This window comes from Streptomyces typhae (assembly GCF_009755605.1).
In the GTDB taxonomy this organism is placed as follows: domain Bacteria; phylum Actinomycetota; class Actinomycetes; order Streptomycetales; family Streptomycetaceae; genus Streptomyces; species Streptomyces typhae.
Window position 1 is genome coordinate 17,682 of sequence record NZ_WPNZ01000011.1, and the last position, 25,838, is coordinate 43,519.

20 protein-coding genes are annotated in these 25,838 nt (G+C 72.5%); 9 read left to right on the plus strand and 11 right to left on the minus strand.

The features are described from left to right. Positions 1-29 precede the first annotated feature (29 nt). From GPA10_RS20570 to idi, 3 genes are all read left to right on the plus strand, one after another. A complete protein-coding gene (locus GPA10_RS20570; protein ID WP_058851452.1) occupies positions 30-968 on the plus strand; it encodes a cation diffusion facilitator family transporter in 939 nt (312 codons plus the stop codon). 214 nt (positions 969-1,182) lie between these two features. Further along, entirely contained in the window at positions 1,183-2,514 is a 1,332-nt protein-coding gene (locus tag GPA10_RS20575) for a bifunctional class I SAM-dependent methyltransferase/N-acetyltransferase (RefSeq protein ID WP_157166797.1), read from the plus strand. 124 nt (positions 2,515-2,638) lie between these two features. Next, positions 2,639-3,232, plus strand: coding sequence for an isopentenyl-diphosphate Delta-isomerase (gene idi / locus GPA10_RS20580; protein WP_157166798.1), 594 nt, complete (start codon positions 2,639-2,641; stop codon positions 3,230-3,232). 36 nt (positions 3,233-3,268) lie between these two features. On the opposite strand, the gene GPA10_RS20585 is transcribed toward idi, so the two are convergent. Both GPA10_RS20585 and GPA10_RS20590 read right to left on the minus strand, forming a co-directional pair. Beyond that, a complete protein-coding gene (locus GPA10_RS20585) occupies positions 3,269-3,745 on the minus strand; it encodes an ATP-binding protein (protein ID WP_058851449.1) in 477 nt (158 codons plus the stop codon). A gap of 129 nt (positions 3,746-3,874) precedes the next feature. Beyond that, positions 3,875-4,531, minus strand: a complete 657-nt coding sequence (locus GPA10_RS20590; protein WP_058851479.1) for an HdeD family acid-resistance protein — start codon at positions 4,529-4,531, stop codon at positions 3,875-3,877. 77 nt (positions 4,532-4,608) lie between these two features. Here GPA10_RS20590 and GPA10_RS20595 point away from each other — a divergent pair, with 77 nt between their 5' ends. After that, a complete protein-coding gene (locus tag GPA10_RS20595) occupies positions 4,609-5,376 on the plus strand; it encodes an enoyl-CoA hydratase/isomerase family protein (protein WP_157166799.1) in 768 nt (255 codons plus the stop codon). On the opposite strand, the gene GPA10_RS20600 is transcribed toward GPA10_RS20595, so the two are convergent. Beyond that, positions 5,373-6,023, minus strand: coding sequence for a DJ-1/PfpI family protein (locus GPA10_RS20600; protein WP_157166800.1), 651 nt, complete (start codon positions 6,021-6,023; stop codon positions 5,373-5,375). The two genes, GPA10_RS20595 and GPA10_RS20600, sit on opposite strands and share 4 nt — an antisense overlap. 91 nt (positions 6,024-6,114) lie before the next feature. Beyond that, positions 6,115-7,092 carry a GlxA family transcriptional regulator gene (locus tag GPA10_RS20605; protein WP_157166801.1) on the minus strand — a complete coding sequence of 326 codons (978 nt, stop codon included), beginning with the start codon at positions 7,090-7,092 and terminating at the stop codon, positions 6,115-6,117. A gap of 158 nt (positions 7,093-7,250) precedes the next feature. Between GPA10_RS20605 and GPA10_RS20610 the strand changes: the two genes are divergently transcribed. The 3 genes from GPA10_RS20610 to GPA10_RS20615 all read left to right on the plus strand — a co-directional run bounded on the left by GPA10_RS20610 (position 7,251) and on the right by GPA10_RS20615 (position 10,918). Further along, positions 7,251-8,144, plus strand: a complete 894-nt coding sequence (locus GPA10_RS20610) for an SCO6745 family protein (protein WP_058851445.1) — start codon at positions 7,251-7,253, stop codon at positions 8,142-8,144. A gap of 121 nt (positions 8,145-8,265) precedes the next feature. Continuing rightward, complete coding sequence (locus GPA10_RS42570; RefSeq protein WP_198550445.1) at positions 8,266-8,409, plus strand: LPFR motif small protein; 144 nt, start codon at positions 8,266-8,268, stop codon at positions 8,407-8,409. Positions 8,410-8,476: 67 nt separating this feature from the next. Beyond that, on the plus strand, positions 8,477-10,918 hold the full coding sequence (locus GPA10_RS20615) for a Tex family protein (RefSeq protein WP_343041151.1): 2,442 nt from the start codon (positions 8,477-8,479) through the stop codon (positions 10,916-10,918). A 162-nt stretch (positions 10,919-11,080) separates the two neighbouring features. Here GPA10_RS20615 and GPA10_RS20620 read toward each other — a convergent pair whose 3' ends face one another. Together GPA10_RS20620 and GPA10_RS20625 are read right to left on the minus strand one after the other, a co-directional pair. Beyond that, on the minus strand, positions 11,081-12,724 hold the full coding sequence (locus GPA10_RS20620; RefSeq protein WP_157166802.1) for an ABC-F family ATP-binding cassette domain-containing protein: 1,644 nt from the start codon (positions 12,722-12,724) through the stop codon (positions 11,081-11,083). Positions 12,725-12,810: 86 nt separating this feature from the next. Next, complete coding sequence (locus GPA10_RS20625; protein WP_157166803.1) at positions 12,811-13,875, minus strand: oxidoreductase; 1,065 nt, start codon at positions 13,873-13,875, stop codon at positions 12,811-12,813. 66 nt (positions 13,876-13,941) lie between these two features. On the opposite strand from GPA10_RS20625, the gene GPA10_RS20630 reads away from it, so the two are divergent. After that, positions 13,942-14,910: an FAD-dependent oxidoreductase gene (locus GPA10_RS20630; protein ID WP_157166804.1), complete on the plus strand. Its 969-nt coding sequence runs from the start codon at positions 13,942-13,944 to the stop codon at positions 14,908-14,910. A 320-nt stretch (positions 14,911-15,230) separates the two neighbouring features. Here GPA10_RS20630 and GPA10_RS20635 read toward each other — a convergent pair whose 3' ends face one another. From GPA10_RS20635 to GPA10_RS20645, 3 genes are all read right to left on the minus strand, one after another. Beyond that, on the minus strand, positions 15,231-16,967 hold the full coding sequence (locus GPA10_RS20635; protein ID WP_425505792.1) for a BCCT family transporter: 1,737 nt from the start codon (positions 16,965-16,967) through the stop codon (positions 15,231-15,233). An 83-nt stretch (positions 16,968-17,050) separates the two neighbouring features. Beyond that, positions 17,051-18,331, minus strand: a complete 1,281-nt coding sequence (locus GPA10_RS20640) for a M14 family metallopeptidase (RefSeq protein WP_157166805.1) — start codon at positions 18,329-18,331, stop codon at positions 17,051-17,053. After that, on the minus strand, positions 18,328-20,343 hold the full coding sequence (locus GPA10_RS20645) for a Xaa-Pro dipeptidyl-peptidase (RefSeq protein ID WP_246259501.1): 2,016 nt from the start codon (positions 20,341-20,343) through the stop codon (positions 18,328-18,330). The genes GPA10_RS20640 and GPA10_RS20645 overlap by 4 nt, the downstream gene beginning before the upstream one ends. A 267-nt stretch (positions 20,344-20,610) precedes the next feature. Between GPA10_RS20645 and GPA10_RS20650 the strand changes: the two genes are divergently transcribed. Then, the gene (locus GPA10_RS20650) at positions 20,611-22,149 is read left to right on the plus strand and encodes a M1 family metallopeptidase (protein ID WP_343041190.1); all 1,539 of its coding nucleotides are present in this window, start codon (positions 20,611-20,613) and stop codon (positions 22,147-22,149) included. A 77-nt stretch (positions 22,150-22,226) separates the two neighbouring features. Here GPA10_RS20650 and GPA10_RS20655 read toward each other — a convergent pair whose 3' ends face one another. Both GPA10_RS20655 and GPA10_RS20660 read right to left on the minus strand, forming a co-directional pair. Beyond that, the gene (locus GPA10_RS20655; protein WP_343041152.1) at positions 22,227-23,696 is read right to left on the minus strand and encodes an amino acid permease; all 1,470 of its coding nucleotides are present in this window, start codon (positions 23,694-23,696) and stop codon (positions 22,227-22,229) included. 183 nt (positions 23,697-23,879) lie between these two features. Continuing rightward, entirely contained in the window at positions 23,880-25,715 is a 1,836-nt protein-coding gene (locus GPA10_RS20660) for an AMP-dependent synthetase/ligase (protein WP_157166807.1), read from the minus strand. Positions 25,716-25,838 lie beyond the last annotated feature (123 nt).

Sequence of the window (25,838 nt, forward strand, 5' to 3'; positions counted from 1 at the left end):
CCATCGGACGAACCACGGAGGAGCGCCTCATGGGGGCAGGGAACGGTCACGGCCACAGCCACGCACCGCCCGTGAAGGGCACGGCCGCGGCGGCCTACAAGGGCCGGTTGCGGATCGCGCTGACCATCACGCTCACCGTCATGGTGGTGGAGATCGTCGGCGGCATCGTCGCGGACTCGCTCGCGCTGATCGCGGATGCGACGCACATGGCGACGGACGCCCTCGGCCTCGGCATGGCCCTGCTCGCCATCCACTTCGCGAACCGCCCGCCGAGCGAGAACCGTACCTACGGCCTCGCGCGCGCCGAGATCCTGGCCGCGCTCGCCAACTGCCTGCTGCTGTTCGGCGTCGGCGGGTACGTCCTGTACGAGGCGGTCCAGCGCTTCGTCACCCCGGCCGAGACCCAGGGCGGCCCGACCATCGTCTTCGGTCTCATCGGCCTCGCCGCGAACCTGGTGTCGCTCACGCTCCTGATGCGCGGCCAGAAGGACAGCCTGAACGTACGCGGCGCGTTCCTGGAGGTCCTCGCGGACGCGCTCGGCTCCGTCGCGGTTCTCGTGTCGGCCGCCGTCATCCTGACGACGGGCTGGCAGACGGCGGACCCCATCGCCTCCGTCGTCATCGGCCTCATGATCGTCCCGCGTACCTGGAAGCTGCTGCGGGAGACCCTGAACGTGCTCCTGGAGTCCGCGCCCAAGGGCGTCGACATGGCCGAGGTGCGCGCCCACATGCTGGCCCTGCCCGGGGTGCGGGACGTGCACGACCTGCACGCCTGGACGATCACCTCGGGGATGCCGGTGCTCTCCGCGCACGTCGTCGTGAGCTCCGAGACGCTCACCGCCATCGGGCACGAGAAGATGCTGCACGAATTGCAGAACTGCGTCGGCGACCACTTCGACGTCGAACACTGCACGTTCCAGCTGGAGCCGGCCGGCCACGCGGAGCACGAACCGCGGCTCTGCCACTGACGGCTCCGCCGACGGCGGGGGCTCCGCCAGTGGGGCGGCCCCGCTCCTGGGGTAGACTTGTCGGCGATCTTCGAGGACACATGTACGGAGGTGGGTTGATGACTGTCGTGGCTGACGCTGCCATGCGCGGCGACATGTTCGTCCCCACCACCGGGGCCCACGGCTGACCTTCCGTACGCAGCGGCCGGGCCCCCTTCGCAAAGGGTTTCCTCCGTTGACTCAGCAATCCACCAGCGTGATCACCGACGCCTTCTTCGCCCTGCACCACGGCCTGCCGCGACAGGGCCCCGGCTCCGACGCCACCACTCGCGCGCTGCTCGCCCTCGCCGGTGAGCTGCCCGCCCGTCCGCGCGTGCTCGACCTGGGCTGTGGTCCCGGCCGCTCCGCGCTGCTGCTCGCCGCCGAGGCGGGCGCCGACGTGACGGCCGTCGACCTGCACGAGCCGTTCCTCGCCGAACTGCGCGCCGCCGCACGGGCCCGCGGCCTCGCGGACTCGGTGCACACCGTCCGCGCGGACATGGGCGACCTGCCCTGGCCGGACGGGTCGTTCGACCTGATCTGGGCGGAGAGCTCCGCGTACAGCATCGGCTTCGACACCGCGCTCGGCTCCTGGCGGCGGCTGCTCGCCCCGGGCGGGACGCTCGTCCTCACCGAGTGCGAGTGGACGGGCGACGACCCGTCCGCCGAGGCGCGCGCCTTCTGGGACGCGCACTATCCGCTGCGCACCGCGGAGCGCAACACCCGCGCGGCCTTCGCCGCCGGGTACGCGGTGCTCGGCACCGTCTCCCAGCCGGAGTCCGACTGGCAGGAGTACTACGGCCCGCTCGGCGACCGTGCCGACGCGGCCGACCCCGGGGCGCCCGGCATGGCCGAGGCCCTCGCAGCCACCCGCGCCGAGCTCGCCATGCGGCGGGAGCACGGCACGGAGTACGGGTACACCGGCTACGTCCTGCGCCCCGCGGACGGCGCCTGGCTCACCCGGCCCGAGGCGGCGTCCGGTGCCGACCGGGCGGCCGTGCGCGCCGTGAACGCCGCCGCGTTCCCGACCGTCGCGGAGGCCGACCTGGTCGACGCGCTCCGCGAGGATCCGGACGCCTGGCTTGAGGGCCTGTCGTACGTCGCCGAGGCGCCCCGCGCGACCGACCCGGCCGAGGCCGAGGTGACCGGCGTGACCGGCGCGACCGGCGCGGACGTCGTGGCGCACGCCCTGCTCACGCGCTGCCATGTGGACGGCGTTCCGGCGCTCTGTCTGGCGCCGGTGGCCGTGCACCCGGCGCATCAGGCGACGGGCGCCGGTACGGCCGTCGTGCGCGCCGTGCTGCACGCCGCGCGCGCCCGTGGCGAGCAACTGGTCCTGGTGCTCGGGCACCCGGACTACTATCCGCGGTTCGGTTTCACCCCGGCGTCGGGTTACGGGATCCGGCCAAGTTTCGAGGTCCCGGACGCGGCCCTGATGGCGCTCGTGCTGGACGGGACGCCTGGAACTGACGGTTCCACGCCGGTGCCGCGGGGCACGATCACGTATCCGGCGGCCTTCGGGGTCTGATCGCGAGGGCGTCCGCGTGCCCGTTCCCGGCGTCGGGGACGGGACATGCGGGGCTCCCGGAGTGCGGGGAGTGCCGGTGTCGTACGGCAGACTTGAGGATCCGAGACCGAAGCGAAGGATGGGTATGCCGATCACACCTGCCACCGCGGCGAACAGCTCGCCGAACGGCACCGGAGAGACAATCCTGCTGGAACTCGTCGACGAGGACGGCAGGACGATCGGTACGGCGGAGAAGCTCGCCGCCCACCAGGCGCCAGGGCAGCTGCACCGGGCGTTCTCCGTCTTCCTCTTCGACGAGCAGGGCCGGCTCCTGCTCCAGCAGCGGGCCCTCGGCAAGTACCACTCCCCCGGTGTCTGGTCCAACACCTGCTGCGGCCACCCCTACCCGGGCGAGGCGCCGTTCGCCGCCGCCGCCCGGCGCACCTTCGAGGAACTCGGCGTCTCGCCGTCGCTGCTCGCCGAGGCGGGCACCGTGCGCTACAACCACCCGGACCCGGACTCGGGCCTGGTGGAGCAGGAGTTCAACCACCTGTTCGTGGGGATGGTGCAGGCCGAGCTGCGCCCGGACTCCTCCGAAGTGGGAGACACGGCGTTCGTCACGGCCGCGGAGCTGGCGGAGCGGCATGCGCGGGGCACGTTCTCCGCGTGGTTCATGACGGTCCTGGACGCGGCGCGGCCCGCGATCAAGGAGCTGACGGGCCCCGGCGCGGGCTGGTAGCGCCGCCGCCGGGACCCGCGCCCGCGCCCGGGTCGCTCAGGTCCCGTCCGGTTTCAGGGGCAGGGCCGCCCAGATGACCTTGCCCCCGCCGGCCGTGTGCTCGACGTCGCACGTGCCGCCCGCCTCCTGGGCGATCTCACGGACCAGGAGCAGCCCGCGGCCGCCGGTCTGGCCGTGGTCGGCGAACAGCGCCGTGGGGCGGTAGGGATGATTGTCCTCCACGGACACCCGCACCCACTCCGCGCCCACAGCGACCTCCACGGCGAGCGTCGGGGAGAGCAGCGCCGCGTGCCGCACCGCGTTGGTGACGAGCTCGGAGACGATGAGCAGCAGTCCCTGCACGAGCTCGTCCGGCGCCGGCACGCCCTGGCGCGCGAGCAGATCGCGCACCGCGTGCCGTGCCTGGGGCACCGACGCGTCGACGGCGGGGGCGGTGAACCGCCACACGCCCTCGTACGGCACGCGTCCGCCGCCCCTTGGGAGCGGGTCCGGCCCTCTCCCGTCGTTCCCCATTGCCCGGTCCCCGCCCTCGCGCTCGATTGTCACCACACGTCGAGTGTTGGGAACGCACTGGTCCGTACCGCGCTACTGACCAGAAGTCAGCCACTATCGACGTGATTTGATCGCGCCCGCATGACGCCGTCAGTTGCGCGACTGCTCCTGGCCCTCTTCTGCTGCCTTCCAGGGTTCTTCAGGTTGTACGGCTTCACGGCTGACCATGCTGATCAGCCGCCGGCCGCCGATGCCCGTGGCGATGAGGCCGAGCCCGTCGAAGAGCAGGGCGAGGGAGAAGAAGGTGCCGATGACGTACTGGCTGCTGCTCGGCCAGCCGCCGAGCACCAGGACGCCGAGCAGCACCCCGAACGCGCCCTGGAGCAGGGTCACGGCCATCTGCGGCCCCCGCACCACCAGGCTGCCGACGAGCCGGAACACCCCGCCGGTGAGGAAGAGCAGCGCCGCGAACATCGTCAGGGCCTCCGCGGCCACGTCGGGCCTGCGGATGACGACGACGCCCGCCGCGAGGTTCAGCGCGGCCACCACCACGCCGAGCCAGAAGAAGTTCGAGCCGCGGGACTGCACCGCGTGCAGCAGCGCCACGACGCCGCCCACCAGGAGCAGCCATCCGAACAGCAGCATCGAGGTGAGCGTCGCGACCCCCGCGTACACGAGTCCGACGAGGCCGCCGACGACGAGGATCGCGCCGAGCAGCGTGAGGAGGGCGAAGCTGCGCCGCAGCCGAGTGCCCCGGTCCGTGGGGCCGGGGCCCTCGGCACCGGCCTGCTTGTGTGTACGGCCCATGACCATGTGCGTCTCCGTCCGTGCGAAGCCGCCCCTTCTTGATCGTACGTTCGAGGGGTGCGGATAGCATCCGGCGCATGGAGCCGCAGCTGAGGCAGACCGTCGCGGACGGCGTCGCCACCGTCGTCATCGACCATCCGGCCAAGCGCAACGCCATGACGGCCGGCATGTGGGGCGCGCTGCCGCCGCTGCTCGCGGCCCTCGCCGCCGACCCGGCCGTGCGGGCCCTGGTCCTGACCGGCGCCGGGGACACCTTCTGCGCGGGCGCGGACATCTCCTCGCTGCGCACGGAGCCGGGCCGCGCCCAGGAGCTCGCCGGGCGGGCGGAGGAGGCCCTGGCGGCGTTCCCGAAGCCGACGCTCGCGGCGGTGCGGGGGTACTGCGTGGGCGGCGGCTGTCAGCTCGCCGCCGCCTGCGACCTGCGGTTCGCCGACGAGGACGCCGCCTTCGCCATCACCCCGGCGAAGCTCGGCATCGTCTACCCGGCGTCGACCACGCGCCGCCTGGTGGCCCTGGTGGGCCCCGCCACCGCCAAGTACCTGCTGTTCTCGGGCGAGCCCGTCGACGCGCGGCGGGCGCTGCGCACGGGCCTGGTGGACGAGGTGCTGCCCGCCGGTGAACTCGACGCACGCGTGAAGGAGTTCACCCGGGTCCTCGCCTCCCGCTCGCTGCTCACGCAGGCCGCGGCGAAGGAGTTCGCGGACGCCGCCGCGGGCACCGGCGCCGGGGGCGCGCGGGAGGCGTACTGGGCGGAGCAGATGCGCGGCAGCGGCGACACCGCAGAGGGGGTCGCCGCCTTCCTGGAGCGCAGACAGCCGCGGTTCGGCTGGGCGCCGCCGCGCTAGCTCCCGGCGGGGGCTCCCGCCGCCAGGCCGGTTTCGCGCCGCCACATCTCCACGAGGTGGGCCGGTGCCTTCTCCGGCGACCCCGCGTCGTACGGCGGCTGCGGGTCGTACTCGATCAGGAGCTGGACGGACTGGGCGCGCTCGTCGCCCGCGATCCTGCCGACGAGGGCGAGGCCCATGTCGATGCCGGAGGAGACACCGGCCGCCGTGACGTACTTGCCGTCGAAGACCACGCGCTGCCCCGTGGAGCGCACGCCGAGCCCGTCGAGCACCTCCAGGGCCAGCCAGTGCGAGGTCGCCTCGCGGCCCGTCAGGAGTCCGGCGGCGGCGAGCGCCAGGGAGCCCGTGCACACGGACGTGGTCCACGTGGTGGTCGCGTCGACGGCACGCAGCCAGTCGAGCAGCGGCTCGTTCTCCATCTGGTCGCGCTGGTCGGGGCCGCCGGGGACCACCACGATGTCCGGGTGCGGCACCTCGTCGAAGGTCCTGCCCGCGACGAGGGCGAGCTGCCCGGCGTCGTCGGGCACCGGGCCCGTCCGCCCGGCCACGAAGACCACCTCGGCGCCCGGGATGCCCCCGAGCGTCTGGTAGGGGCCGATGGCGTCGAGCGCGGTGAAGCGGTCGTACAGGGCGATAGCGATCTGCATGCGTTCTCCCGAGGCGTGCGGTCGGTGGTGCGCGGTCGGAAAGGAGGGCTCAGGGAGCCGTGGTCAGGAAGCCGAGGCCAGGGAGCCGTCGTCAGGGAGCCGTGGTCAGGGAGCTGTGGAAGCGGCGGCGGTACTCGGCCGGTGTCGTGCCGAGCGCCTTCAGGAAGGCGCGGCGCATCGCCTCCGGGGTGCCGTAGCCGCAGGCGCGCGAGACCTCCTCGACGCCGCCGGAGGTGTCCTCCAGGAGCCGTCGCGCCTGCTCGACGCGGACCCGGTCGACGTACTTGCCGGGCGTCGTGCCCGTCTCCGCGTGGAAGGAGCGGGCGAAGTGCCGGGGCGAGAGCCGGGCGCGCGCCGCGAGGGACTCCACACTCAGGTCGCCCGCGGGGTTCTCGCTGATCCACCGCTGGACCTCGCGCAGCGGCTCGCTCCGCGCCGTCTGGGCCGAGAGCTGCGCGCTGAACTGCGCCTGGTTCCCGGGGCGGCGCAGGAAGACCACCAGGAAGCGCGCCACGGTCAGGGCGGTGTCGCGGCCGAGGTCCTCCTCGACGAGGGCGAGCGCCAGGTCGATGCCCGCCGTCACCCCGGCGGAGGTCGCGACATGGCCGTCGCGTACGTAGATGGGATCCGGGTCCACCTCGACGTCCGGGTGGTTGCGGGCGAGCGTGTCGCAGTACGCCCAGTGCGTCGTCGCGCGGCGGCCGTCGAGGAGTCCGGCGCGGGCGAGCAGGATCGAGCCGGTGCAGACGGACACCAGGCGGCGGGCGCGCGGGGCGTTCGCCCGGAGCCAGGCCACCAGATCGGCGTCCTGCGCCCGGGTGCCGGCGCCGCCCGGCACGAGCAGGGTGTGCCAGGAGCGTGCGGCCGCCTCGGTCAGGGAGGTGTCGGGGGACAGCGCGAGCCCGCTCGACGTCCGGACCGGGGCACCGTCCATGGACGCCGTGACGACGCGGTAGGGCTTGGCGTCGCCGTGCCACTGGCTCGCGCCGGTGAAGACCTCCAGGGGCCCCGTGACGTCGAGGCTCTGCACGCCCTCGAAGAGGACGACCAGTACGGTTCGCTGCTCCATGTCTCGATTCTTCGGGCGGGCCCGGACGTCCGCAATGACGAGCTCCCCACCTTTCCTGCCACGGCGGGACGGCTCCGCTCCGGCGTTCCCGCCACGGCGGTGCGGCTCCGCTCCGGTCGGGGCTTCACCTCATACCAACCAGTCGGTAACGTGAGGGCATGACCTCTTCGACCACGCCCGCACCGGCCGCCGCGGCCCTGCCCCCGCGCGCGGGGCGGCGCTGCCACGGTGTGCTCAACACCATCCACACGACGCACTACTTCGCTCCCGACCCGGGCCGCGAGCTGGCCGCGCTCGGCATCACACACCCCAAGGCCGTCAACTTCGCGATCCGGGGAGCGGCGATGGGGGCCGTGGGCGCGGGCGTGATCACCGCGGCGTTCTACAACTACAAGCCGGAGGTCGTCGCGCGGTTCGTGCCCGAGGTGTGGCGCACCGCGACGCCCGAGGACGTGCTCGCCGCCCGGCTGCGCGCCGTCGACTCCACGCTGCGCCGCCTCCTCGGCGAGGACGCGGTCTCCTCGCCGGAGATGACGGAGGCGGCCGGGCTCGCCCTGCGGGCCGCCGAGGCCTGCTCGCCGGGCGGCCGCCCGCTGTACGCCGCGCATGCCGCCCTGCCGGTGCCGCGGGAGCCCCACCTCGCCTACTGGCACGCGGCGACGCTGCTGCGCGAACACCGGGGCGACGGCCACCTGGTCGCGCTCCTGGACGCGGAACTCGACGCCGTGGAGGCACTCGCGAGCCACACCGCGACGGGCAGGAGCATGACGCCCAAGTGGAACCTGGCCACGCGCGGCTGGTCCCCCGAGGACTGGGACGCCGCCCTCGACCGGCTGCGCGGACGCGGAATCCTGGACGCGGCGGGCGAGTTGACCGAGGCGGGTGTCGCGCTGCGGCAGCGGATCGAGGAGCAGACCGACCGCCTGGACCGCGCCCCCTACGAGCACCTCGGCGCGGCCGGCGTGGAGCGGCTCACCGAGCTGGGATCCGCGTTCGCCGGCGCGGTCGTGCGGGCCGGGGCGTTCCCCGGGGATCTGCTCGGCAAGGCCTGACGCCGCGGCGGCGTGAGCATGCCCGCCGGTGCGCGGGGTACCCGGGTGTCCTCGCGACCTCGAACAGTTCTCCGTGGAAGAGGTTCCGTGGAAGGGGTCGGGGAGACGAAGGGAGAACCTCGTGTTCCGTGCGATCGCGGACGTGCTGCGACAGATCGCTGGTGCCATCGCCACCGTGGTCACGCTGCCTTTCCGGGCGCTGGCCCGGCTGTTCGGCGGAGCGTCGCGCTCCGGTGGCAGGTCGGGCCGGGCGCGCCGGGTCTGACTGCCTCACTGTCGGTGCCACCTGCCACAATTGGGCGGCAACCTCAGTGAGAAGGCGGTACCGGAACGTGACGACCACTCCAGCGTCCATCGAAGGCAGGATCGCCGAGGAGCTCGGCGTACGGGAGCGGCAGGTGAAGGCCGCCGTGGACCTGCTCGACGGCGGGTCGACGGTGCCCTTCATCGCGCGCTACCGCAAGGAAGCGACCGAGATGCTCGACGACGCGCAGCTGCGCACGCTCGAGGAACGGCTGCGCTATCTGCGGGAACTGGAGGAGCGGCGGAGCGCCGTCCTCGAATCGGTGCGCGAGCAAGGCAAGCTCACCGACGAGCTGGAGGCCCGCATCCGCGAGGCCGACACGAAGGCCCGCCTGGAGGACATCTATCTGCCGTTCAAGCCCAAGCGGCGGACCAAGGCGCAGATCGCCCGTGAGGCGGGCCTGGAGCCGCTCGCCGACGGGCTGCTCGGCGACCCGACGGTGGAGCCCGCGGCGGCCGCGGCGGCGTTCGTCGACGCCGGCAAGGGCGTCGCCGACCCGCAGGCCGCCCTGGACGGTGCCCGCGCCATCCTCACCGAGCGGTTCTCGGAGGACGCCGACCTCATCGGCGAGCTCCGTGAGCGCATGTGGGTGCGCGGGCGCCTGGCCGCCAAGGTGCGAGAGGGCAAGGAGGAGGCGGGCGCCAAGTTCGCCGACTACTTCGACTTCGCCGAGCCCTTCACGGAGCTTCCCTCGCACCGCGTCCTCGCCCTGCTGCGCGGCGAGAAGGAGGACGTGCTCGACCTGGTACTCGAACCGGAGGAGCAGCCCGCCGCCCCGGGTGCCCCGGCGGTCCCGGCCGTCCCGTCCTCGTACGAGAGCTCGATCGCGCAGCGCTTCGGGGTCGCCGACCGCGGCCGCCCCGCCGACAAGTGGCTCGGCGACACGGTGCGCTGGGCCTGGCGGACCCGCATCCTGGTGCACCTCGGCATCGACCTGCGGCTGCGGCTGCGGACGGCCGCGGAGGACGAGGCGGTGCGGGTGTTCGCGGCGAACCTGCGCGACCTGCTGCTCGCCGCGCCCGCGGGCACGCGCGCCACGCTGGGCCTCGACCCCGGCTTCCGTACGGGCGTGAAGGTCGCCGTCGTGGACGCCACCGGCAAGGTCGTGGCGACGGATACCGTCCACCCGCACGTCCCGGCGAACAAGTGGGACCAGTCGCTCGCCACCCTGGCCCGCCTCGCCGAGCAGCACAGCGTCGACCTGATCGCGATCGGCAACGGCACGGCGTCCCGCGAGACCGACAAGCTCGCCGCCGACCTCATCGCCCGGCACCCGGAGCTGAAGCTCACGAAGGTGATGGTCTCGGAGGCCGGTGCCTCGGTGTATTCGGCGTCCGCGTTCGCCTCGCAGGAGCTGCCGGACCTCGATGTGTCGCTGCGCGGCGCCGTGTCCATCGCGCGTCGGCTCCAGGACCCGCTCGCCGAGCTGGTGAAGATCGACCCGAAGTCCATCGGCGTGGGTCAGTACCAGCACGACCTGTCGGAGGTGAAGCTGTCCCGCTCCCTCGACGCGGTCGTCGAGGACTGTGTGAACGGCGTGGGCGTGGACGTGAACACGGCCTCCGCGCCGCTGCTCGCCCGCGTGTCCGGCATCGGCTCCGGCCTCGCCGAGAACATCGTGGCGCACCGCGACGCCAACGGCCCCTTCAAGAGCCGCAAGGGCCTCAAGGACGTGCCCCGGCTCGGCCCCAAGGCGTACGAGCAGTGTGCGGGCTTCCTGCGCATCCGCGGCGGCGACGACCCCCTCGACGCCTCCAGTGTGCACCCGGAGGCCTATCCGGTGGTGCGGCGGATGGCGGGGACCGCGGGCGGCGACGTCGGCGCGCTGATCGGCGACACCGCGACGCTGCGGTCGCTGAAGGCCGCCGACTTCGTGGACGACCTCTTCGGTCTGCCCACGGTCACGGACATCCTCAAGGAGCTGGAGAAGCCGGGGCGCGACCCGCGGCCCGCCTTCAAGACGGCGGTCTTCAAGGACGGCGTCGAGAAGATCTCCGATCTCGCGCCGGGCATGGTCCTCGAAGGCGTCGTCACGAACGTCGCCGCGTTCGGTGCCTTCGTCGACGTCGGCGTCCACCAGGACGGCCTCGTGCACGTGTCGGCGATGTCCAAGACGTTCGTCAAGGACCCGCGCGACGTGGTCAAGCCGGGCGACATCGTCAAGGTGAAGGTCCTCGACGTCGACGTCCCGCGCAAGCGCATCTCCCTGACCCTGCGCCTCGACGACGAGGCCGCGCGGGACTCCGCGGGCGGGGGCGGCCGTAAGGAGCGGGGTGGCGGCGGGCGTCCGCCGCAGCAGCGTGGTCCCCGCGGGGGCCGCGGGGGCGGCCGGGAGCAGGGTGCCGGCGGTGGCCGCGACCAGGGTGGCCGGGGCGGTGGCAGGCCCCAGCGGCAGGGCCCGCCGCCCGCGAACGACGCGATGGCCGAGGCGCTGCGGCGCGCGGGCCTGGTGGACCCCGGGCGCCGCTGAGCGGGAGCCGCCGACCGGGACACACCGTGACGCACGGTGCGGGACAGCCGCGAAGGCGGCTGCCCCGCACCGTGTGCGCCCGCACGGCGCCGTCGTGGACAGGACGTCGCGGGCGGGAGGCCCCGCGTACCGGGCCTGCGGGTGGTGGTCGTCAGGACGGGGTCAGCGGGAAGGCTCCGTCAGTGTGCCCGCGGTCATCTCCAGGCGGCGGTTCACACGGACGGCGTCGAGCATGCGGCGGTCGTGGGTGACCAGCAGCAGCGTGCCCGGGTAGGAGTCGAGGGCCGACTCCAGTTGCTCGATGGCGGGCAGGTCCAGGTGGTTCGTCGGCTCGTCGAGGACCAGGAGGTTCACGCCCCGGCCCTGGAGCAGGGCGAGCGCGGCGCGGGTGCGTTCGCCCGGGGACAGGGTCCCCGCGGGCCGCAGCACGTGGTCGGCCTTGAGGCCGAACTTGGCGAGGAGCGTGCGGACCTCCGCCGGGTCGGTCTCCGGCACGGCCGCGCGGAACGCGTCGAGCAGCGACTCGGCGCCGTGGAACAGGGCGCGGGCCTGGTCGACCTCGCCCACGACGACGCCCGAGCCGAGAGCGGCGTGCCCCTCGTCCACGGGGACCCGCCCGAGCAGGGCGGCCAGGAGGGTCGACTTGCCCGAGCCGTTGGCGCCGGTGATGGCGACCCGGTCGGCCCAGTCGATCTGCAGGCCCACCGGGCCGAGGGTGAACGCGCCCCGGCGCACGACGGCTTCGCGCAGGGTGGCCACGACGGCGCCGGAGCGCGGCGCCGCGGCGATCTCCATGCGCAGCTCCCACTCCTTGCGGGGCTCCTCGACGACGTCGAGGCGCTCGATCATGCGCTGCGTCTGGCGCGCCTTCGCGGCTTGCTTCTCACTGGCCTCGCTGCGGAACTTACGGCCGATCTTGTCGCTGTCGGTGGCCTTGCGGCGGGCGTTCTTGACGCCCTTGTCCATCCAGGTCCGCTGCATCTGGGCCCGGTCCTGGAGGGCGGCGCGCTTGTCGGCGTACTCCTCGTACTCGTCGCGGGCGTGCCTGCGGGCGACCTCGCGCTCCTCCAGGTACGCCTCGTAGCCGCCGCCGTACAGGTTGATCTGCTGCTGGGCCAGGTCGAGTTCGAGGACCTTGGTGACCGTGCGGGCCAGGAACTCGCGGTCGTGGCTCACGACGACGGTGCCCGCGCGCAGTCCGCGGACGAAGGACTCCAAGCGCTCCAGGCCCGCGAGGTCGAGGTCGTTGGTCGGTTCGTCGAGCAGGAACACGTCGTAGCGGGACAGGAGCAGCGAGGCGAGGCCCGCGCGGGCCGCCTGGCCGCCGGAGAGCGCCGTCATCGGACGGTCGAGGCACACGTCGAGGCCGAGCGACTCGGCCACTTCCCCGGCGCGTTCGTCGAGGTCGGCGCCGCCGAGGGCGAGCCAGCGCTCCAGGCTGTGGGCGTAGGCGTCGTCGGCACCGGGGGCGCCCGCGACCAGGAGTTCGGTGGCCTCGTCCATGGCGGTCTGCGCGGCGGCGACGCCGGTGCGGCGGGCCAGGAAGGCGTGGATCGTCTCGCCCGGCCTGCGGTCGGGCTCCTGCGGCAGATGGCCGACCGAGGCCGTCGGGGGCGACAGGCTCAACCGGCCGGACTCCGGGGTGTCCAGGCCCGCGAGGAGGCGCAGCAGGGTGGACTTCCCGGCGCCGTTGGCGCCCACGAGGCCGATGACGTCGCCCGGGGCGACGACGAGGTCCAGGCCCTCGAAGAGGGTGCGGTCGCCGTGACCGGCGGCGAGGTGCTTCGCGACAAGGGTGGCGTTCATCAGGCCCCCGAGCCTAGCCGCACCGCGCCTGCGCCCGGCCGCAGGGACCGGGGCCGAGGCACGCCGAACCGGTCCGGTTCCGTCCCTCAGGCCCGCGGCACCGCGACCCGCACGCTGTCCGGGGTCCGCGCCACCACGTGGCGGGCCTTCCCCGGCAGCCGGAAGCGGTGCTCCCCCGGCGGCAGGACCTCGTCGAGGACTTCGTGGACGCGGGTGCGGCGGAGCCGGTCGAGCCGGTAGGCGGTCAGCCGCACCCGGCAGGCGGAGGTGACCTCGGCGACGACGGCGTCCCCGGCCACTTCGAGCCGCGTGAGGCGCCGATGCTCCGCGGGTCCGCGGTCGAGGGCCTGCTCGATCTGGGCGACGAGCAGCGGGACCACGGGTACGCGTCCCTCGACGCAGACGATGTCGGCGCCCGCGCCCTCGAAGGCGGCCCGCACCTCGTCCCGCGTCCGCTGCGGCACGGCGTGCCCGAACGCGACCGCCCCGTACGTCCGCAGCTCCTCCGCCGGGACACCGGCGGCGTCCGCCGCGATCTCCGCGCCGACGCCGATCGTCCGCAGGGCGGCGGCGAGCTTGGCGAGCAGCGCCACCCGCGCCCCGATGAGCAGCACCCGGCGCGGCCCGCCGCCGATCCCGTCCCCGTCCAGGAGCCGTCCGAGCTGCGCGCGGTACTCGGCGCCGCGGAAGCGGAACGGGCCTATGCCGTGGTAGCCGTTCAGGGCCAGGTCGGCGTGGTCGGACGTCTGCCAGGCGAAGTCGCGCCACACGTAGTCGTCGGCGGCGTCGGCGTCGGCGTCGGCGTCGGCGTCGGCGGCGTCGCCACTCTGGCCGCCCCGCTCGATGACGGCCGTGACAGCACCGCACTCCAGGCCCTCGCACTCCGGGCAGCCGTAGATCACGTACCGTCCGTCGAGCAGCGGGGCGTCGGCCTCCAGGAGCAGCCGGCGCACATGCGTGGTGAAGATCGCGGGCGGGACGTCGGCCGCGAGCGGGGACACGGCGTCCAGGTCGGCGAGCTGGAAGAGCAGCGGGCGGCCGTTCACGATGAAGTCGACGAAGTCGCGGTGGACTTGGTAGTCCCCGCCTGCGAGCACGCCACCGGCGCGCATCGCCGGTGCCAGGCCGAAGGACGCGTACGCGGCAGACATGCTGTGAGTATCCCCACCCGTCGGGGGGTCTGCGCACGCGTGCACACATTCCGCTACGTTTTCGGGATGGGTGGGACCGGCAGGACAGATGTGATCGTTGTGGGCGGTGGGGTCATCGGGCTCACCACCGCCGTGGAACTCGCGGAGCGCGGCCGCCGCGTCCGGGTGTGGGCGCGGGAGGCCGCCGAGCACACCACGTCGGCCGTCGCGGGCGGCCTGTGGTGGCCGTACCGGATCGAGCCCGAGGAACAGGTGGGCGACTGGTCGCTGCGGTCCCTCGCGGTGTACGAGAAACTGGCGGCCGACCCGGAGCGCACGGGCGTACGCATGGTCGACGGCGTACACGCCGACACCAGCCTGGACGGGCTCGGTCCGTGGGCGGCGCGGGTGTCGGGGCTGCGCGCGGCGACCGCCGAGGAGTGCGCGGGCCCCGGCCTGTGGGCGCGGTTGCCGCTCATCGACATGCCGGCGCACCTGGTGTGGCTGCGGGAGCGGCTGCGTGCGGCGGGGGGCGCGGTCGAGCAGCGGACCGCGCACCGTCTCGACGAGGCACTCGCGCAGGCGCCGGACGTCGTCAACTGCTCCGGTCTCGGCGCCCGCGGCCTGGTGCCCGACGACTCGGTGCGTCCGGTGCGGGGGCAGCTCGTGCTCGTGGAGAACCCGGGACTGCGTACGTGGTACACGGCCGCGGATCCGGCGTCGTCGGCGACGACGTACATCCTGCCGCAGCCCGGACGCCTCGTCCTCGGCGGCACGGCCGACGACGGCGACTGGTCCCTGGAGCCGGACCCGGCGGTGGCGCGGGCCATCGTCGAGCGGTGCGCCCGGGTCCGCCCCGAGATCGCGTCGGCCCGCGTCCTCGGCCACCGGGTGGGCCTGCGCCCGTCGCGCCCGGCGGTCCGTCTGGAACGCGAGCCCCGGGGCGCGGACGGCGCCCTGGTCCACAACTACGGCCACGGCGGCGCCGGGGTGACGGTGGCCTGGGGCTGCGCCCGAGCGGCGGCCGACCTGGTGGAGAACCGGCCCGCTCCCTGACCACCGGCCACGCGGAACGAGCCGACCCGACGAAACACGGGCACACCCCGACGAAACACGGGCGCCCCCCCCGGCGAAGCACGGGCACACCCCCCGGCGAAGCCGGGTCTCTTCTCCGCCGCGACGGCGAGCAACGACAACGACGCGCCCCGGCGGTGCCGAACCAGCCCGGAACGCCGACGTCACCGCACCGGCGGCACCGCAAGGCACCGCACGGCACCGCCGGAGGCGCGAACGGCCCCGGCCCCCGGCCCGGCACAGAACCGGGACCGAGGGCCGAGGACCGCGATCAAGGACCGCCCCCGCGCGGGGGCCAAGGCTCAGCGAGCCGGATCAGGCCGCTTCTCCGAGGGGGATTCCGCCCCGGAATCCCCCTCCTCGCCGTTCTCGGCGGGGCCGATCTGGATCTCGAACTCCCCCACCCCGTACTGCTCGTGACCGGCGATGACCGCCTTCTCGATGGCCTCCGTGCCATGTTCGCCGCGGACGATCAGCGGGTCGTGCCGCAGGTCCCGCATCAGGGCCACACACATACCGATCATCACCAGGGTGAAGGGTGCCGCCACCAGGATCGTGAGGTTCTGAAGGCCCGTGAGGGCGTTGTCCTCCCCGTCGCCGATCAGGAGCATGATGGCGGCGACCGCACCGGTCACCACACCCCAGAAGATCACCACGAGACGGCCGGGTTCGAGCGAGCCCTTCTGGGAGAGCGTGCCCATGACGATCGACGCGGCGTCGGCGCCGGACACGAAGAAGATGCCGACGAGGATCATCACGAGGAGGCTCGTGGCCGTCGCGATCGGGTACTCGTTCAGCAGGCCGAACAGCTGCGCCTCGGGCGTGGTGTCGCCCTTGAGGCCGCCGCCCTCCTTGACCTTCATCGCGCTGCTGCCGAAGACGGCGAACCAGATCAGGCTGACCGTGCTGGGCACCAGGATCACACCGCCGACGAACTGACGGATCGTACGCCCCCGGCTGATGCGGGCGATGAACATGCCGACGAAGGGCGTCCAGGAGATCCACCACGCCCAGTAGAACACCGTCCAGCTGCCCAGCCAGTCCGAGACGCCCTCACCGCTTGAGGCCTCCGTGCGCCCGACGAGCTGCGGCAGGTCGTTGAGGTAGGCGCCGATCGAGGTGGGCAGCATGTCGAGCACGATGACGGTCGGGCCCGCGATGAAGACGAAGACGACGAGCAGCAGGGCGAGCACCATGTTGATGTTCGACAGCCACTGGATGCCCTTCTCGACGCCGGAGACCGCGGACGCCACGAACGCCACGGTGAGGACGGCGATGATGGTCACCAGCAGTCCGGTGCCCGCCTTCTCCATCCAGTCGAGCTCCTCGAAGCCACTGCCGATCTGCAGCGCGCCGAGACCCAGCGAGGCGGCGGAGCCGAAGAGCGTGGCGAAGATGGCGATGATGTCGATGACCCGGCCCCACGCCCCGTGGGCGTGCTTCTCGCCGATGAGCGGCACGAAGACGGAGCTGATGGTCTGCCGCCGGTTGCGCCGGAAGGTGCTGTAGGCGATGGCGAGACCGACGACCGCGTAGATGGCCCAGGGGTGCAGGGTCCAGTGGAACAGGGTGGTCGCCATGGAGGTCTCCATGGCGGCCGCCTTGTCCGCGGGGTCGGTGCCGGGCGGCGGCGTCGTGAAGTGGGCGAGCGGCTCGCTCACTCCGTAGAACATCAGGCCGATGCCCATACCGGCGCTGAACATCATCGCGACCCAGGACACCGTGCGGAACTCGGGCTCCTCGCCCTCCTTGCCGAGCGTGATCTTGCCGTACCGGCTCATGGCGAGCCACAGGGCGAAGACCACGAAGCCGGAGGCCGCCAGCATGAAGGCCCAGCCACCGTTGTGGATGAGCCCTTCGAGCATGTCGGACGAGACGTCTTCGAGGGTGTCCGTGGCGACGGCACCCCAGACCACGAAGGCCAGGGTGAGCACGGCGGTGACACCGAAGACCACCCGGTCGGTCTGCGGTCGGCCGGAGTGGCCCGCCGTGACCGGCGGGCCCCCTCCGGCGTCCGCTTGCTGTGATTCCTGGGTCACAAGTGCACCTTTCGCGGAGTTGTCGATCGTGATGGTGTTCTTCTCCGCTACCCCCTACCACAAGTGACGTGCGCTCCGATGCCTCAACAGTCGGTGTCGGGCTGCCCGATGACGAGGTGATAGGACGCGCGTTCGTCCAGGAGCAGCGGGACGAGCGCGCGTGCGGGCTGCCGCAGCGGCACCAGCACGCCCCCGTCGTCCCGCTTCACGGTAACGCCGTGGAGGCCGAGTTCATCCTTGACGTCGGCGAACTGTTCCGATGTGAGCCGGTAGGCGCACGCCGGGTCCGCGATGATCTCGCCGGGTTCGGCCGGATCGTTGTCCGCGCCGCCGAGGTACACCGGGCCCCGGTCGCGCAGTCCGGCGAGCCGGGACGCGGTGCTCGCCGCCTCCAGGCGCCAACGGTGGCTCTCGGCGTACGAGAAGAGGCCGTCGAGTGCGGACAGTTGTGAGTGGACGCGGCGGCGGTTGTTGAGCGCCTCGTCCTTCTTCTCCGCGTCGGTGAGGGGGTCGACGCGGCTCTCGATGAGGAGGCCCGCGGCGTGCTTGAGGCCGGAGGCGTTGCGCAGGATGCGTTCCTGGCCGTCGCCCGCGACCTGCTTGACGGGCTCCCCGGTGACCGGGTCGGTCCAGATGCCGTAGGTGCCGGTGGTGTACCCGTCGGCCTCGGCGGCGGGGCGCACGTAGTCGAGTGAGAGGGCTTTGGCCTCGCGGTGCAGTGCACTGTGCGTGTTGAGGTTGCGCGGCCAGAGGTCGAAGAGGTCCTTGTCGTAGTACTTGGGTGTGGCGCCGTACTCGTGCAGGTCGTAGACGGCGTCCGGCTGGTGGTCGCGGATGACGGCGGCCATGGCCCGGCCCTCGGCGGTCTTGAGGGCGATGTGGTCGCGGTTGATGTCGACGCCGTCGGAGTTGCCGCGGGTGTTCGCCGCCCGGCCGTCGGGGTTGGCGGTGGGCACGACGAGCAGGGTGGTGCGGGACAGGAACCGCCGGGTCTCCTCGTCCTTGGCGTAGGCCAGGTCCCGGACGGTGGTCAGGCAGGCCTCGCGGCCGGACGGCTCGTCGCCGTGCTGGCTGCACACGAGGAGCACGGTGCTCGCGGTGCGGCGCTCCCCGATGCGTACGAGCTGCACCGGACGGTCCTGCTTCGTGGTGCCGATGCGGGACAGCGAGACGCGGTCGGTGGCCTTGTCGACCGTTCTCAGGAGCTGCTGCTCCTCGGCCTGACTCGTCCAGCGCGCCCCGTCGCTCTCCTCGAAGCCGGTGCGCGGCGGGGCGGGGGACGCCTGTGCGGGGGCCGTGAGCAGCGGCACGGCGAGGACCGCGCAGACACCGCTCAGGGCCAGGGTGCGGATGCGGAGGGTCATGAGGTGCGGCCTCCAGGTACGGGGGTGATCCGGCGGGGCGGTGCGACACCGTCGAGCCGGGACTCGCGCGGTACGACGGCGTGCGGGGCGGTGGCCAGCGCCTTGGCGCCGCCGACGAGCGGCACGCGGGCGACGGTACGGGCGAGGTCGACGGTGAGGGTCGGGGTGTCGGCGGGGGCCACGATGAGGTTCCTGTCGGTGCCGCCGACGATCAGTGCGAGCCGGTGGCCCTTGGGGACGACGTGGTCGGTCGCGGCCAGGTCCAGGGTGATGGTGTAGGGCTTGCCGGGGGTCAGCGGCTCGCCGTGCAGGTCGGACGCGTGGTTGCCGAGGTCGGCCCAGCCGCGGCTGAAGACGGTGTAGTCGACGTCGGCGGTCCTGGCCCGGGTGTTCTTGAAGCAGGCGCTGTCGCCGGGGGTGCTCGCGCCCCAGCAGGAGCGTTCGGGCAGCGTGTCGATGCCTTCGTCGTCGTGGGTGTAGTCACGGATGGTGCCGGGGCCGATGTCGGCGAGCACGGCCGTCAGATGGGCCGTGGGCGTCGTCGGCGTGACGGTGACCCGTACCTGTGAGGAGCCGGAGACCCGCAGGTCACGGGCGAGCGGCCGGGTGGTGAAGCCGTTCTTCGCGGGGGTGGCGGTGTCGATCGCCGAGGCCCAGTCGGCCTCGCCGAGCCGCCGGTCGTCGGTGAAGGTCTCGGTGCCCTTGCCGGGGCGCGTGCCGAGGGCGCCGACGCCGGGCACGGTGCCCTTGGCGGGGCGCAGCGCGGTGGTGGCGGTGTTGCGGGGCGGCCAGGTGCGGTCGGTGGTCCAGCGGTCGGGGGCGCGCTCGATGTCGGCCATCGGCTCCCGGTCGACGCCGTTCCTCAGGCCGAGCAGTTCGTGGTCGAACCAGCGGTGCAGGGTACGCACCCACTCGGCGCGCCGGAAGTCGAAGGGGTCGACGTGCCCGGCCTGGCTGAGCCAGATCTTCCGCTGCACACCGGCGTCGGCGAGGGCGTCCCACCACTGCCCGAAGTGCTTGGTGCGCACGTTCAGGTCCTGAAGGCCGTGTACGAGGAAGACGCTGGCCTTCACCTTGCGGGCGTCGGGCACGTGGTCGCGTTCGGTCCACAGCGGGGTCCAGTCGCCGCTGCGGGGCGCCCCGGCGACGAGCTGCTGCTTGACGTGCTCGCAGCGGGCGGCGGCTTCGGGGCTCTCGACGCCGCGGGCGAGTCGGTCGGGGCCGCCGTTGTACAGCGGGGCGCCCTTGGCGAAGTAGTAGTCGTACCAGGAGGAGATGGCGCCGATCGGCACGATCGTCTTCAGGCCCTTCACGCCGGTTGCGGCGACGCCGTTGGCGACGGTGCCGTCGTAGCTCTTGCCGATCATCCCGGTGCGGCCGTCGGTCCATCCGGCGTCGGCGCGCTGGTCGCCGGTGCGGGTGGTGTAGCCGCGGGCGCGGCCGTTCAGCCAGTCGACGACGGCCTTCGCGGACCGCACGTCGGAGCGGCCGCCGATGTCGACGCAGCCGTCGGAGCGGTTGGTGCCCGCGAAGTCGACGGCGACGTAGCCGTAGCCGCGGGGCACGAAGTAGTTGTCGTAGTACAGGGGGAACTGCACGGGGTCGCCGTCGGCGTCGTACGTCTTCTTCTGGCTCTCGTTGCCGCGTCCGCAGCAGGAGTAGTACGGACTCGCGTCCATGATCACGGGTATCTTCCGGCCCTTGGCCGCGGGTTCGCGGGGCCGGACTATGTCGACGGCGACGCGGTCGGTACGTCCGTCCGCGTCGCCGTCGATCCGGATGTCGACCCACACGGACTCGCGTATCGCGTCCGTGTAGGAGTAGACGGGTCTGCTCTCCCCGGCCCGGACGGCCGGGTTCTCGGCGCCGGGGGTGCGCGGCGCGGAGTGGGCGGCGCCGCCCGGCGCCAGGAGGGTGGCGAGCAGGGCGGCGAGCGCCGACGTCAGGAGGGTTCTCCACATCGCTGTGCTCAGCGGGGTCTTCGGGCGTGTGCGTCGCGCGCGTATCGGCATGGCGCGGAAGGTACACGCGTCAACTCCTGCCGGAAAGAGGGCCGTACGTGCCGGTGAAAGGTGTGTGGGGCAAGGTCGCACATGTCGGCCGAATGGCGATCGTGTGACATATGCGGCCATGGACATGGCCAGGGGCGACGGTGCTCAATAGGGTCGACGACATCGTGACGTACCGCGTCGGGCAGGGACGGCGGCCCCGCACCCCGGGGGCCGCCGCGCCGCGTCCTGGCGCAATCGACCGCATCTCATGATGACTTGGAGATATCCGTGCACCGCAGACTCATCGCCCCGGGCGCGCTCGCGGCCTCGCTCGTCCTGCTGGCGATCCCGGCATCGGCCGCCGACTTCTCCCCCGGGGCTCCGGGCGCCGGCGACCCCTATTACCCGGACGCAGGCAACGGCGGCTACGACGTCTCGCACTACGACCTGCGGCTGAAGTACCAGCCGAAGACGGACCTGTTGGAGGGCACGGCCACGCTCCAGGCCACCGCCACACAGAACCTGTCGCGCTTCAACCTGGACTTCGGCCTGAAGGTCAGCGAGGTCCGGGTGAACGGCAAGAAGGCCGCGTTCGCCAGGACCGGCGAGCAGGAGCTCGAGGTGACCCCGAAGGCGGGCCTGACCAAGGGCAGTTCCCTGTCGGTCGTCGTGAAGTACGCGGGCAAGCCGTCCGAGGTGAAGATCCACGGCTTCACCGCGTGGCAGCGTACGCCCGACGGCGGCGTCGCGGCCCAGGAGCCGGAGTCGTCGGCCTGGTGGTTCCCGGGCAACGACCACCCGCGCGACAAGGCGACGTACGACGTGTCGGTGTCCGTGCCCGACGGTACGCAGGCCATCTCCAACGGCGTGCTCCAGTCGCAGTCCTCCAAGCTGGGCTGGACCCGCTACAACTGGCGTTCCAACAAGCCGCAGGCCACCTATCTGGCGACGCTCGCCGTGGGCAAATTCGACATCACCACGGACAAGACGGAGAACGGGCTTCCCGTCCTCAACGCGTACAGCAAGGACCTCGGCGACAACGCGGGCGCGGCGCGCGCCAGCATCGAGCGGACCACCGAGGTCGCGGAGTGGCTGGAGGAGGTGTTCGGCAAGTACCCCTTCAACGCGCTCGGCGGTTATGTCCCGAACGTCCCCGCGAGCTACGCCCTGGAGACCCAGACGCGGCCGTTCTACGGGCAGCGGGCCTTCGCCAACGGCTCGAACGTCTCCATCGTGGTGCACGAGCTGGCCCACCAGTGGTACGGCGACAGCGTCTCCGTCGACGGCTGGAAGGACATCTGGGTCAACGAGGGCTTCGCCCGCTACAGCCAGTGGCTGTGGTCCGAGAAGGAGGGCGAGGGCACGGCCCAGGAGCTCGCCGACTACGTGTACGCCCAGAACGCCGCGGACTCCCCCTTCTGGCAGGTCAAGCCGGGCGACCCGGGTCCGGACAACCAGTTCCACATCGCCGTGTACGACCGGGGCGCCCTCGCCCTCCAGGCGCTGCGCAACGAGATCGGCGACAAGTCCTTCTTCAAGATCCTCAAGGGCTGGCCGCAGGAGCGGGCGTACGGCAACGCCACGGTGCGGGACTTCGTCTCGTACGCGGAGAAGGTCAGCGGCAAGCCGCTGTCGGGCCTCTTCGACACCTGGCTGTACCAGGTGGGCAAGCCGGGGGCGCCGGCCGCGCGGGACGCCGGGGTGGCCCGTGCCGCGGGGAAGGCCGCGCCGGTGAAGCCGAAGTCGTGGAAGAAGATCGCCGCGACGAACACGGTGCACGACCACGAGCACGCCGGTGAGCACGGGTCGGGCCGCGACCGCCACTGACGGTTGCCGTCGGCCCCCGGACACGCCAGTGGGGCGGTACCCCGGGGTACCGCCCCACTGGCTCCGCCGGCGGAGAGCTACTTGGTGAGGCCGGCCGCTTCGCGGTCCTGCTTGCGGCGGATCGCGTACCAGCCGGCGGTCAGGCCCGCCGCCACGAGCGGGATGAGGAAGAGCGTCTTGCGGCCCACCTCGGCGTCCTTCCACATCAGGACGAGCACGGCGAGCAGGAAGGCGATGGTGACGTACTGCGTGACGCCGCTGCCGGGGAGGCGGAAGTCCGGCCTGGTGAGGTGACCCTCCTTGGCTCTGCGGACGAAGGCCAGGTGGCACACCATGATGCTGATCCAGGTGCCGATGATGCCGAGCGAGGCCACGTTCAGGACGATCTCGAACGCCTTGTCCGGCACGACGCGGTTGAGGGCGACGCCGAGGACACCCACCGACGCGGTGAGCAGGATGCCGCCGTAGGGCACCTGGTTGCGGTTCATCCTCGCGGTGAACTTGGGCGCCGAGCCCGCCATGGCCATGGAGCGCAGGATGCGGCCGGTGGAGTACAGGCCGGAGTTCAGCGAGGACATGGCCGCCGTGAGGACGACGAAGTTCATGACGTCGCCCGCGCCGGAGACGCCGATCTTGGAGAGCACGGTGACGAAGGGGCTCTCGTCGGCGGAGTACACCGAACCGGGGAGCAGCAGCGCGAGCAGCACGACCGAGCCGACGTAGAACACGCCCACGCGCCACATGATCGAGTTCACCGCGCGCGGGACGACCTTCTGCGGGTCCTTGGTCTCGCCCGCGGCGACACCGACCAGTTCGAGGGACGCGTACGCGAAGACGACGCCCTGGAGCACGATCACGACCGGCATCAGGCCGTTCGGCAGGAAGCCGCCGTGGTCGGTGATCATGTTCAGGCCCGGCTTCTCGCCGCCCACGTCGTGCTGGGTGGAGACCAGGAAGATGCCGATGAACATGAAGGCCACGAGCGCCGCGACCTTGATGATCGCGAACCAGAACTCCATCTCGCCGAACCACTTCACGGAGATCAGGTTCACGGCGAGGACCACGGCGAGCGCGGCGAGGGCGAGCACCCACTGCGGGATGTCGGTGAAGAAGCTCCAGTAGTGCGTGTAGAGCGCGATGGCCGTGATGTCGGCGATGCAGGTGGTCGACCAGTTGAGGAAGTACATCCAGCCGGCGACGTAGGCGCCCTTCTCGCCCAGGAACTCACGGGCGTAACTCACGAAGGAGCCGGACGAGGGCCGGTACAGGACCATCTCGCCGAGGGCACGGACCACGAAGAAGGCGACGATGCCGCACACGAGGTACGCGACGGCGAGCGCGGGACCCGCCGAGTGGAGGCGGCCACCCGCCCCGAGGAACAGTCCGGTGCCGATCGCGCCACCGATTGCGATCATGTTGACGTGGCGGGCCTTGAGGTCCTTGCTGTAACCGGCGTCGCCCGCGTCCGCGGGGGCGGCCTGGGCCGCCTGGGCCCCCTGAGACGCAGTGCGGGCGTCCGCAGCCGTGTCTACGGCGTCGTTGCTCACGTGGAAGATCCACTCTGTGGTGCCCGGAAGAGGTTCCGGGGTCCGGATGTGCTGCGGGCCCGCCACACCCCTGACGTGGGCGGACCAACGCGACACCTTCCCCCGGAGGACCCTCCGGATGCGGTGGCACAGATCACATAGCGGCACTTCTCACATGGTGGGCGCCCTCTGTACAGCCGCGTGTCATGCGGTGTAGAGGCCCTCGATCACGTCCTGGTACCTGTCCCTGATCACCCTGCGGCGCAGTTTCAGGGACGGCGTCAGCTCCCCGGTCTCGGGGCCCCACTCCTCCGCGAGGAGCCGGTACCGCTTGATCTGCTCGGTGCGGTTGAGGCGCGCGTTGGCCGCCTCGACGGCACGGGCGATCTCCTCCCGCACGGCGGGGTGGTCCACGAGGCCGGCGGCGGCGCCACCCGGGGCGTCGATGCCGCGGGCCGCCGCCCACGCCGGGGCCATCTCCTGGTCGAGGACGAGCAGCGCCACCAGATAGGAGCGGCCGTCGCCGTGCACGAGGGCCTGGCCGACGAGCGGATGCTCCTTGAGGGCGTTCTCGACGAGGGCGGGCGCCACGTTCTTGCCCGTGGACGTCACGATGATCTCCTTCTTGCGGTCGGTGATCCACAGGAAGCCGTCGTCGTCGAGCCGCCCCACGTCACCGGTCGCGAACCAGCCGTCCGCGTCCACCAGGGCGTCGACGCCGCCGTCGGCCCGCAGATAGCCGTCGCACACGAAGGGCCCGCGCACCATGATCTCGCCGTCGTCGGCGACCCGTACCTCCATGCCCGCCAGGGGCTTGCCCACCGAGCCGAGCCGGAAGGCCCCGGGCCCGTTGGCGGTGACCACACCCGTCGTCTCGGTCAGCCCCCAGGCGTCCATGACCACCAGGCCGAAACCGGCCCAGAACCGGGCCACGTCCACCGGCATCGGCGCCGCCGCGCTCGCCGTCCACTGCATCCGGTCGAAACCGGCGAGGGCCAGGACCGGGTCTAGCACCTTCTCCTTGGCCTCCCGGTAGGCCGCCGCGAGGTCCGCGGACGGCTCCTCGCCGCGCTCGCGGCAGTCCACGTGCGCGCGGGCGACGTCGTTCGCCGCCTCGACCGCACGGCGGCGGTCCTCGGGCAGCCCGGCGAGCGCGGCCCGCACCCCCGCGGCGAGCTTCTCCCAGACGCGGGGCACCCCGAAGAACTCACGGAGCCGCAGCTCGCGCGCGAGAGCCGCCACCTGCCCCGGGTCCCGGCACAGGTGGACGGGGGAGGCGCGCAGCAGCGGCAGATAGATGCCGAGCATGCGCTCGGCGATGTGCGCGAACGGCAGGTAGCAGAGGTGTTCCGCCCGGCCCGGGAACTCGATGGCCGCGTCGAGGGCGACGCCGTTGCCGACGACGTCACGGTGCGTCACGCGCACGCCCTTGGGGTCGCCGGTGGTGCCCGAGGTGTAGACGACGGTCAGCGGGTCGGTGGCCGCGCACGCGCGCCATGCCTTCTCGAAGGCGTCCGGGTCGAGGAGCCGGGCGCCGCTCGCGAGCAGGGAGCCGTAGGTGCGGTGCGGCCCGGCGGCGTCCGGGTCGACGACGACCAGCCGCTCCAGGCGCGCGCTCGCCTCGCCCGTGCCCTTGAGGAGGGGCTCCCAGCGCGGCAGCTCCCGCGCGCCCTCCACGATCGCGAACCGGGCCCGGCTGTGCCGGGCGATGTGCGCGATCTGGCCGGGTGCCGACGTGTTGTACACGGTGACGGGGACGGCGCCCACGTGGACCAGGGCGACGTCGCACAGCCAGTGCTCGGGGCGGTTGGTCATCATCATCAGGACGTGCTCGCCGCGCCGGACGCCGAGCGCCGTGAACCCGGTGGCGAGCGCCGCGACCTCGCGGCGCACCTCGCTCCAGGTGCGCGTCGTCGTCGGGCCGTCGTCCTCGCGCCAGGACAGCGCGGGCAGGTCCGGATGGTCCTCGGCGTTGCGGAGCAGCAGGGCGGGGAAGGTGATGTCGTCCGGGTCCCCGGGAAGTCGCAGGATCGAGGTCATGAAACCGCCTCCTGGCACCGTCGGTTCGCCATTCGCTACGTGGCGTGACTGGCCCGGAGACTTTCACAACAGTGGTGGCACAGCAATACTGTTGCACCGCATTGATGCACGGCGGAGCAACGG

Coding starts and splice junctions, on each gene's coding strand:
- GPA10_RS20660 (WP_157166807.1), bottom strand. CDS start 25,715: ATGACCTCGATCCTGCGACTTCCCGGGGACCCGGACGACATCACCTTC.
- GPA10_RS20585 (WP_058851449.1), bottom strand. CDS start 3,745: ATGGGGAACGACGGGAGAGGGCCGGACCCGCTCCCAAGGGGCGGCGGA.
- GPA10_RS20620 (WP_157166802.1), bottom strand. CDS start 12,724: ATGAACGCCACCCTTGTCGCGAAGCACCTCGCCGCCGGTCACGGCGAC.
- GPA10_RS20605 (WP_157166801.1), bottom strand. CDS start 7,092: ATGGAGCAGCGAACCGTACTGGTCGTCCTCTTCGAGGGCGTGCAGAGC.
- GPA10_RS20595 (WP_157166799.1), top strand. CDS start 4,609: ATGGAGCCGCAGCTGAGGCAGACCGTCGCGGACGGCGTCGCCACCGTC.
- GPA10_RS20570 (WP_058851452.1), top strand. CDS start 30: ATGGGGGCAGGGAACGGTCACGGCCACAGCCACGCACCGCCCGTGAAG.
- GPA10_RS20640 (WP_157166805.1), bottom strand. CDS start 18,331: ATGACCCTCCGCATCCGCACCCTGGCCCTGAGCGGTGTCTGCGCGGTC.
- GPA10_RS20630 (WP_157166804.1), top strand. CDS start 13,942: ATGGGTGGGACCGGCAGGACAGATGTGATCGTTGTGGGCGGTGGGGTC.
- GPA10_RS20645 (WP_246259501.1), bottom strand. CDS start 20,343: ATGCCGATACGCGCGCGACGCACACGCCCGAAGACCCCGCTGAGCACA.
- idi (WP_157166798.1), top strand. CDS start 2,639: ATGCCGATCACACCTGCCACCGCGGCGAACAGCTCGCCGAACGGCACC.
- GPA10_RS20590 (WP_058851479.1), bottom strand. CDS start 4,531: ATGGGCCGTACACACAAGCAGGCCGGTGCCGAGGGCCCCGGCCCCACG.
- GPA10_RS20625 (WP_157166803.1), bottom strand. CDS start 13,875: ATGTCTGCCGCGTACGCGTCCTTCGGCCTGGCACCGGCGATGCGCGCC.
- GPA10_RS20610 (WP_058851445.1), top strand. CDS start 7,251: ATGACCTCTTCGACCACGCCCGCACCGGCCGCCGCGGCCCTGCCCCCG.
- GPA10_RS20600 (WP_157166800.1), bottom strand. CDS start 6,023: ATGCAGATCGCTATCGCCCTGTACGACCGCTTCACCGCGCTCGACGCC.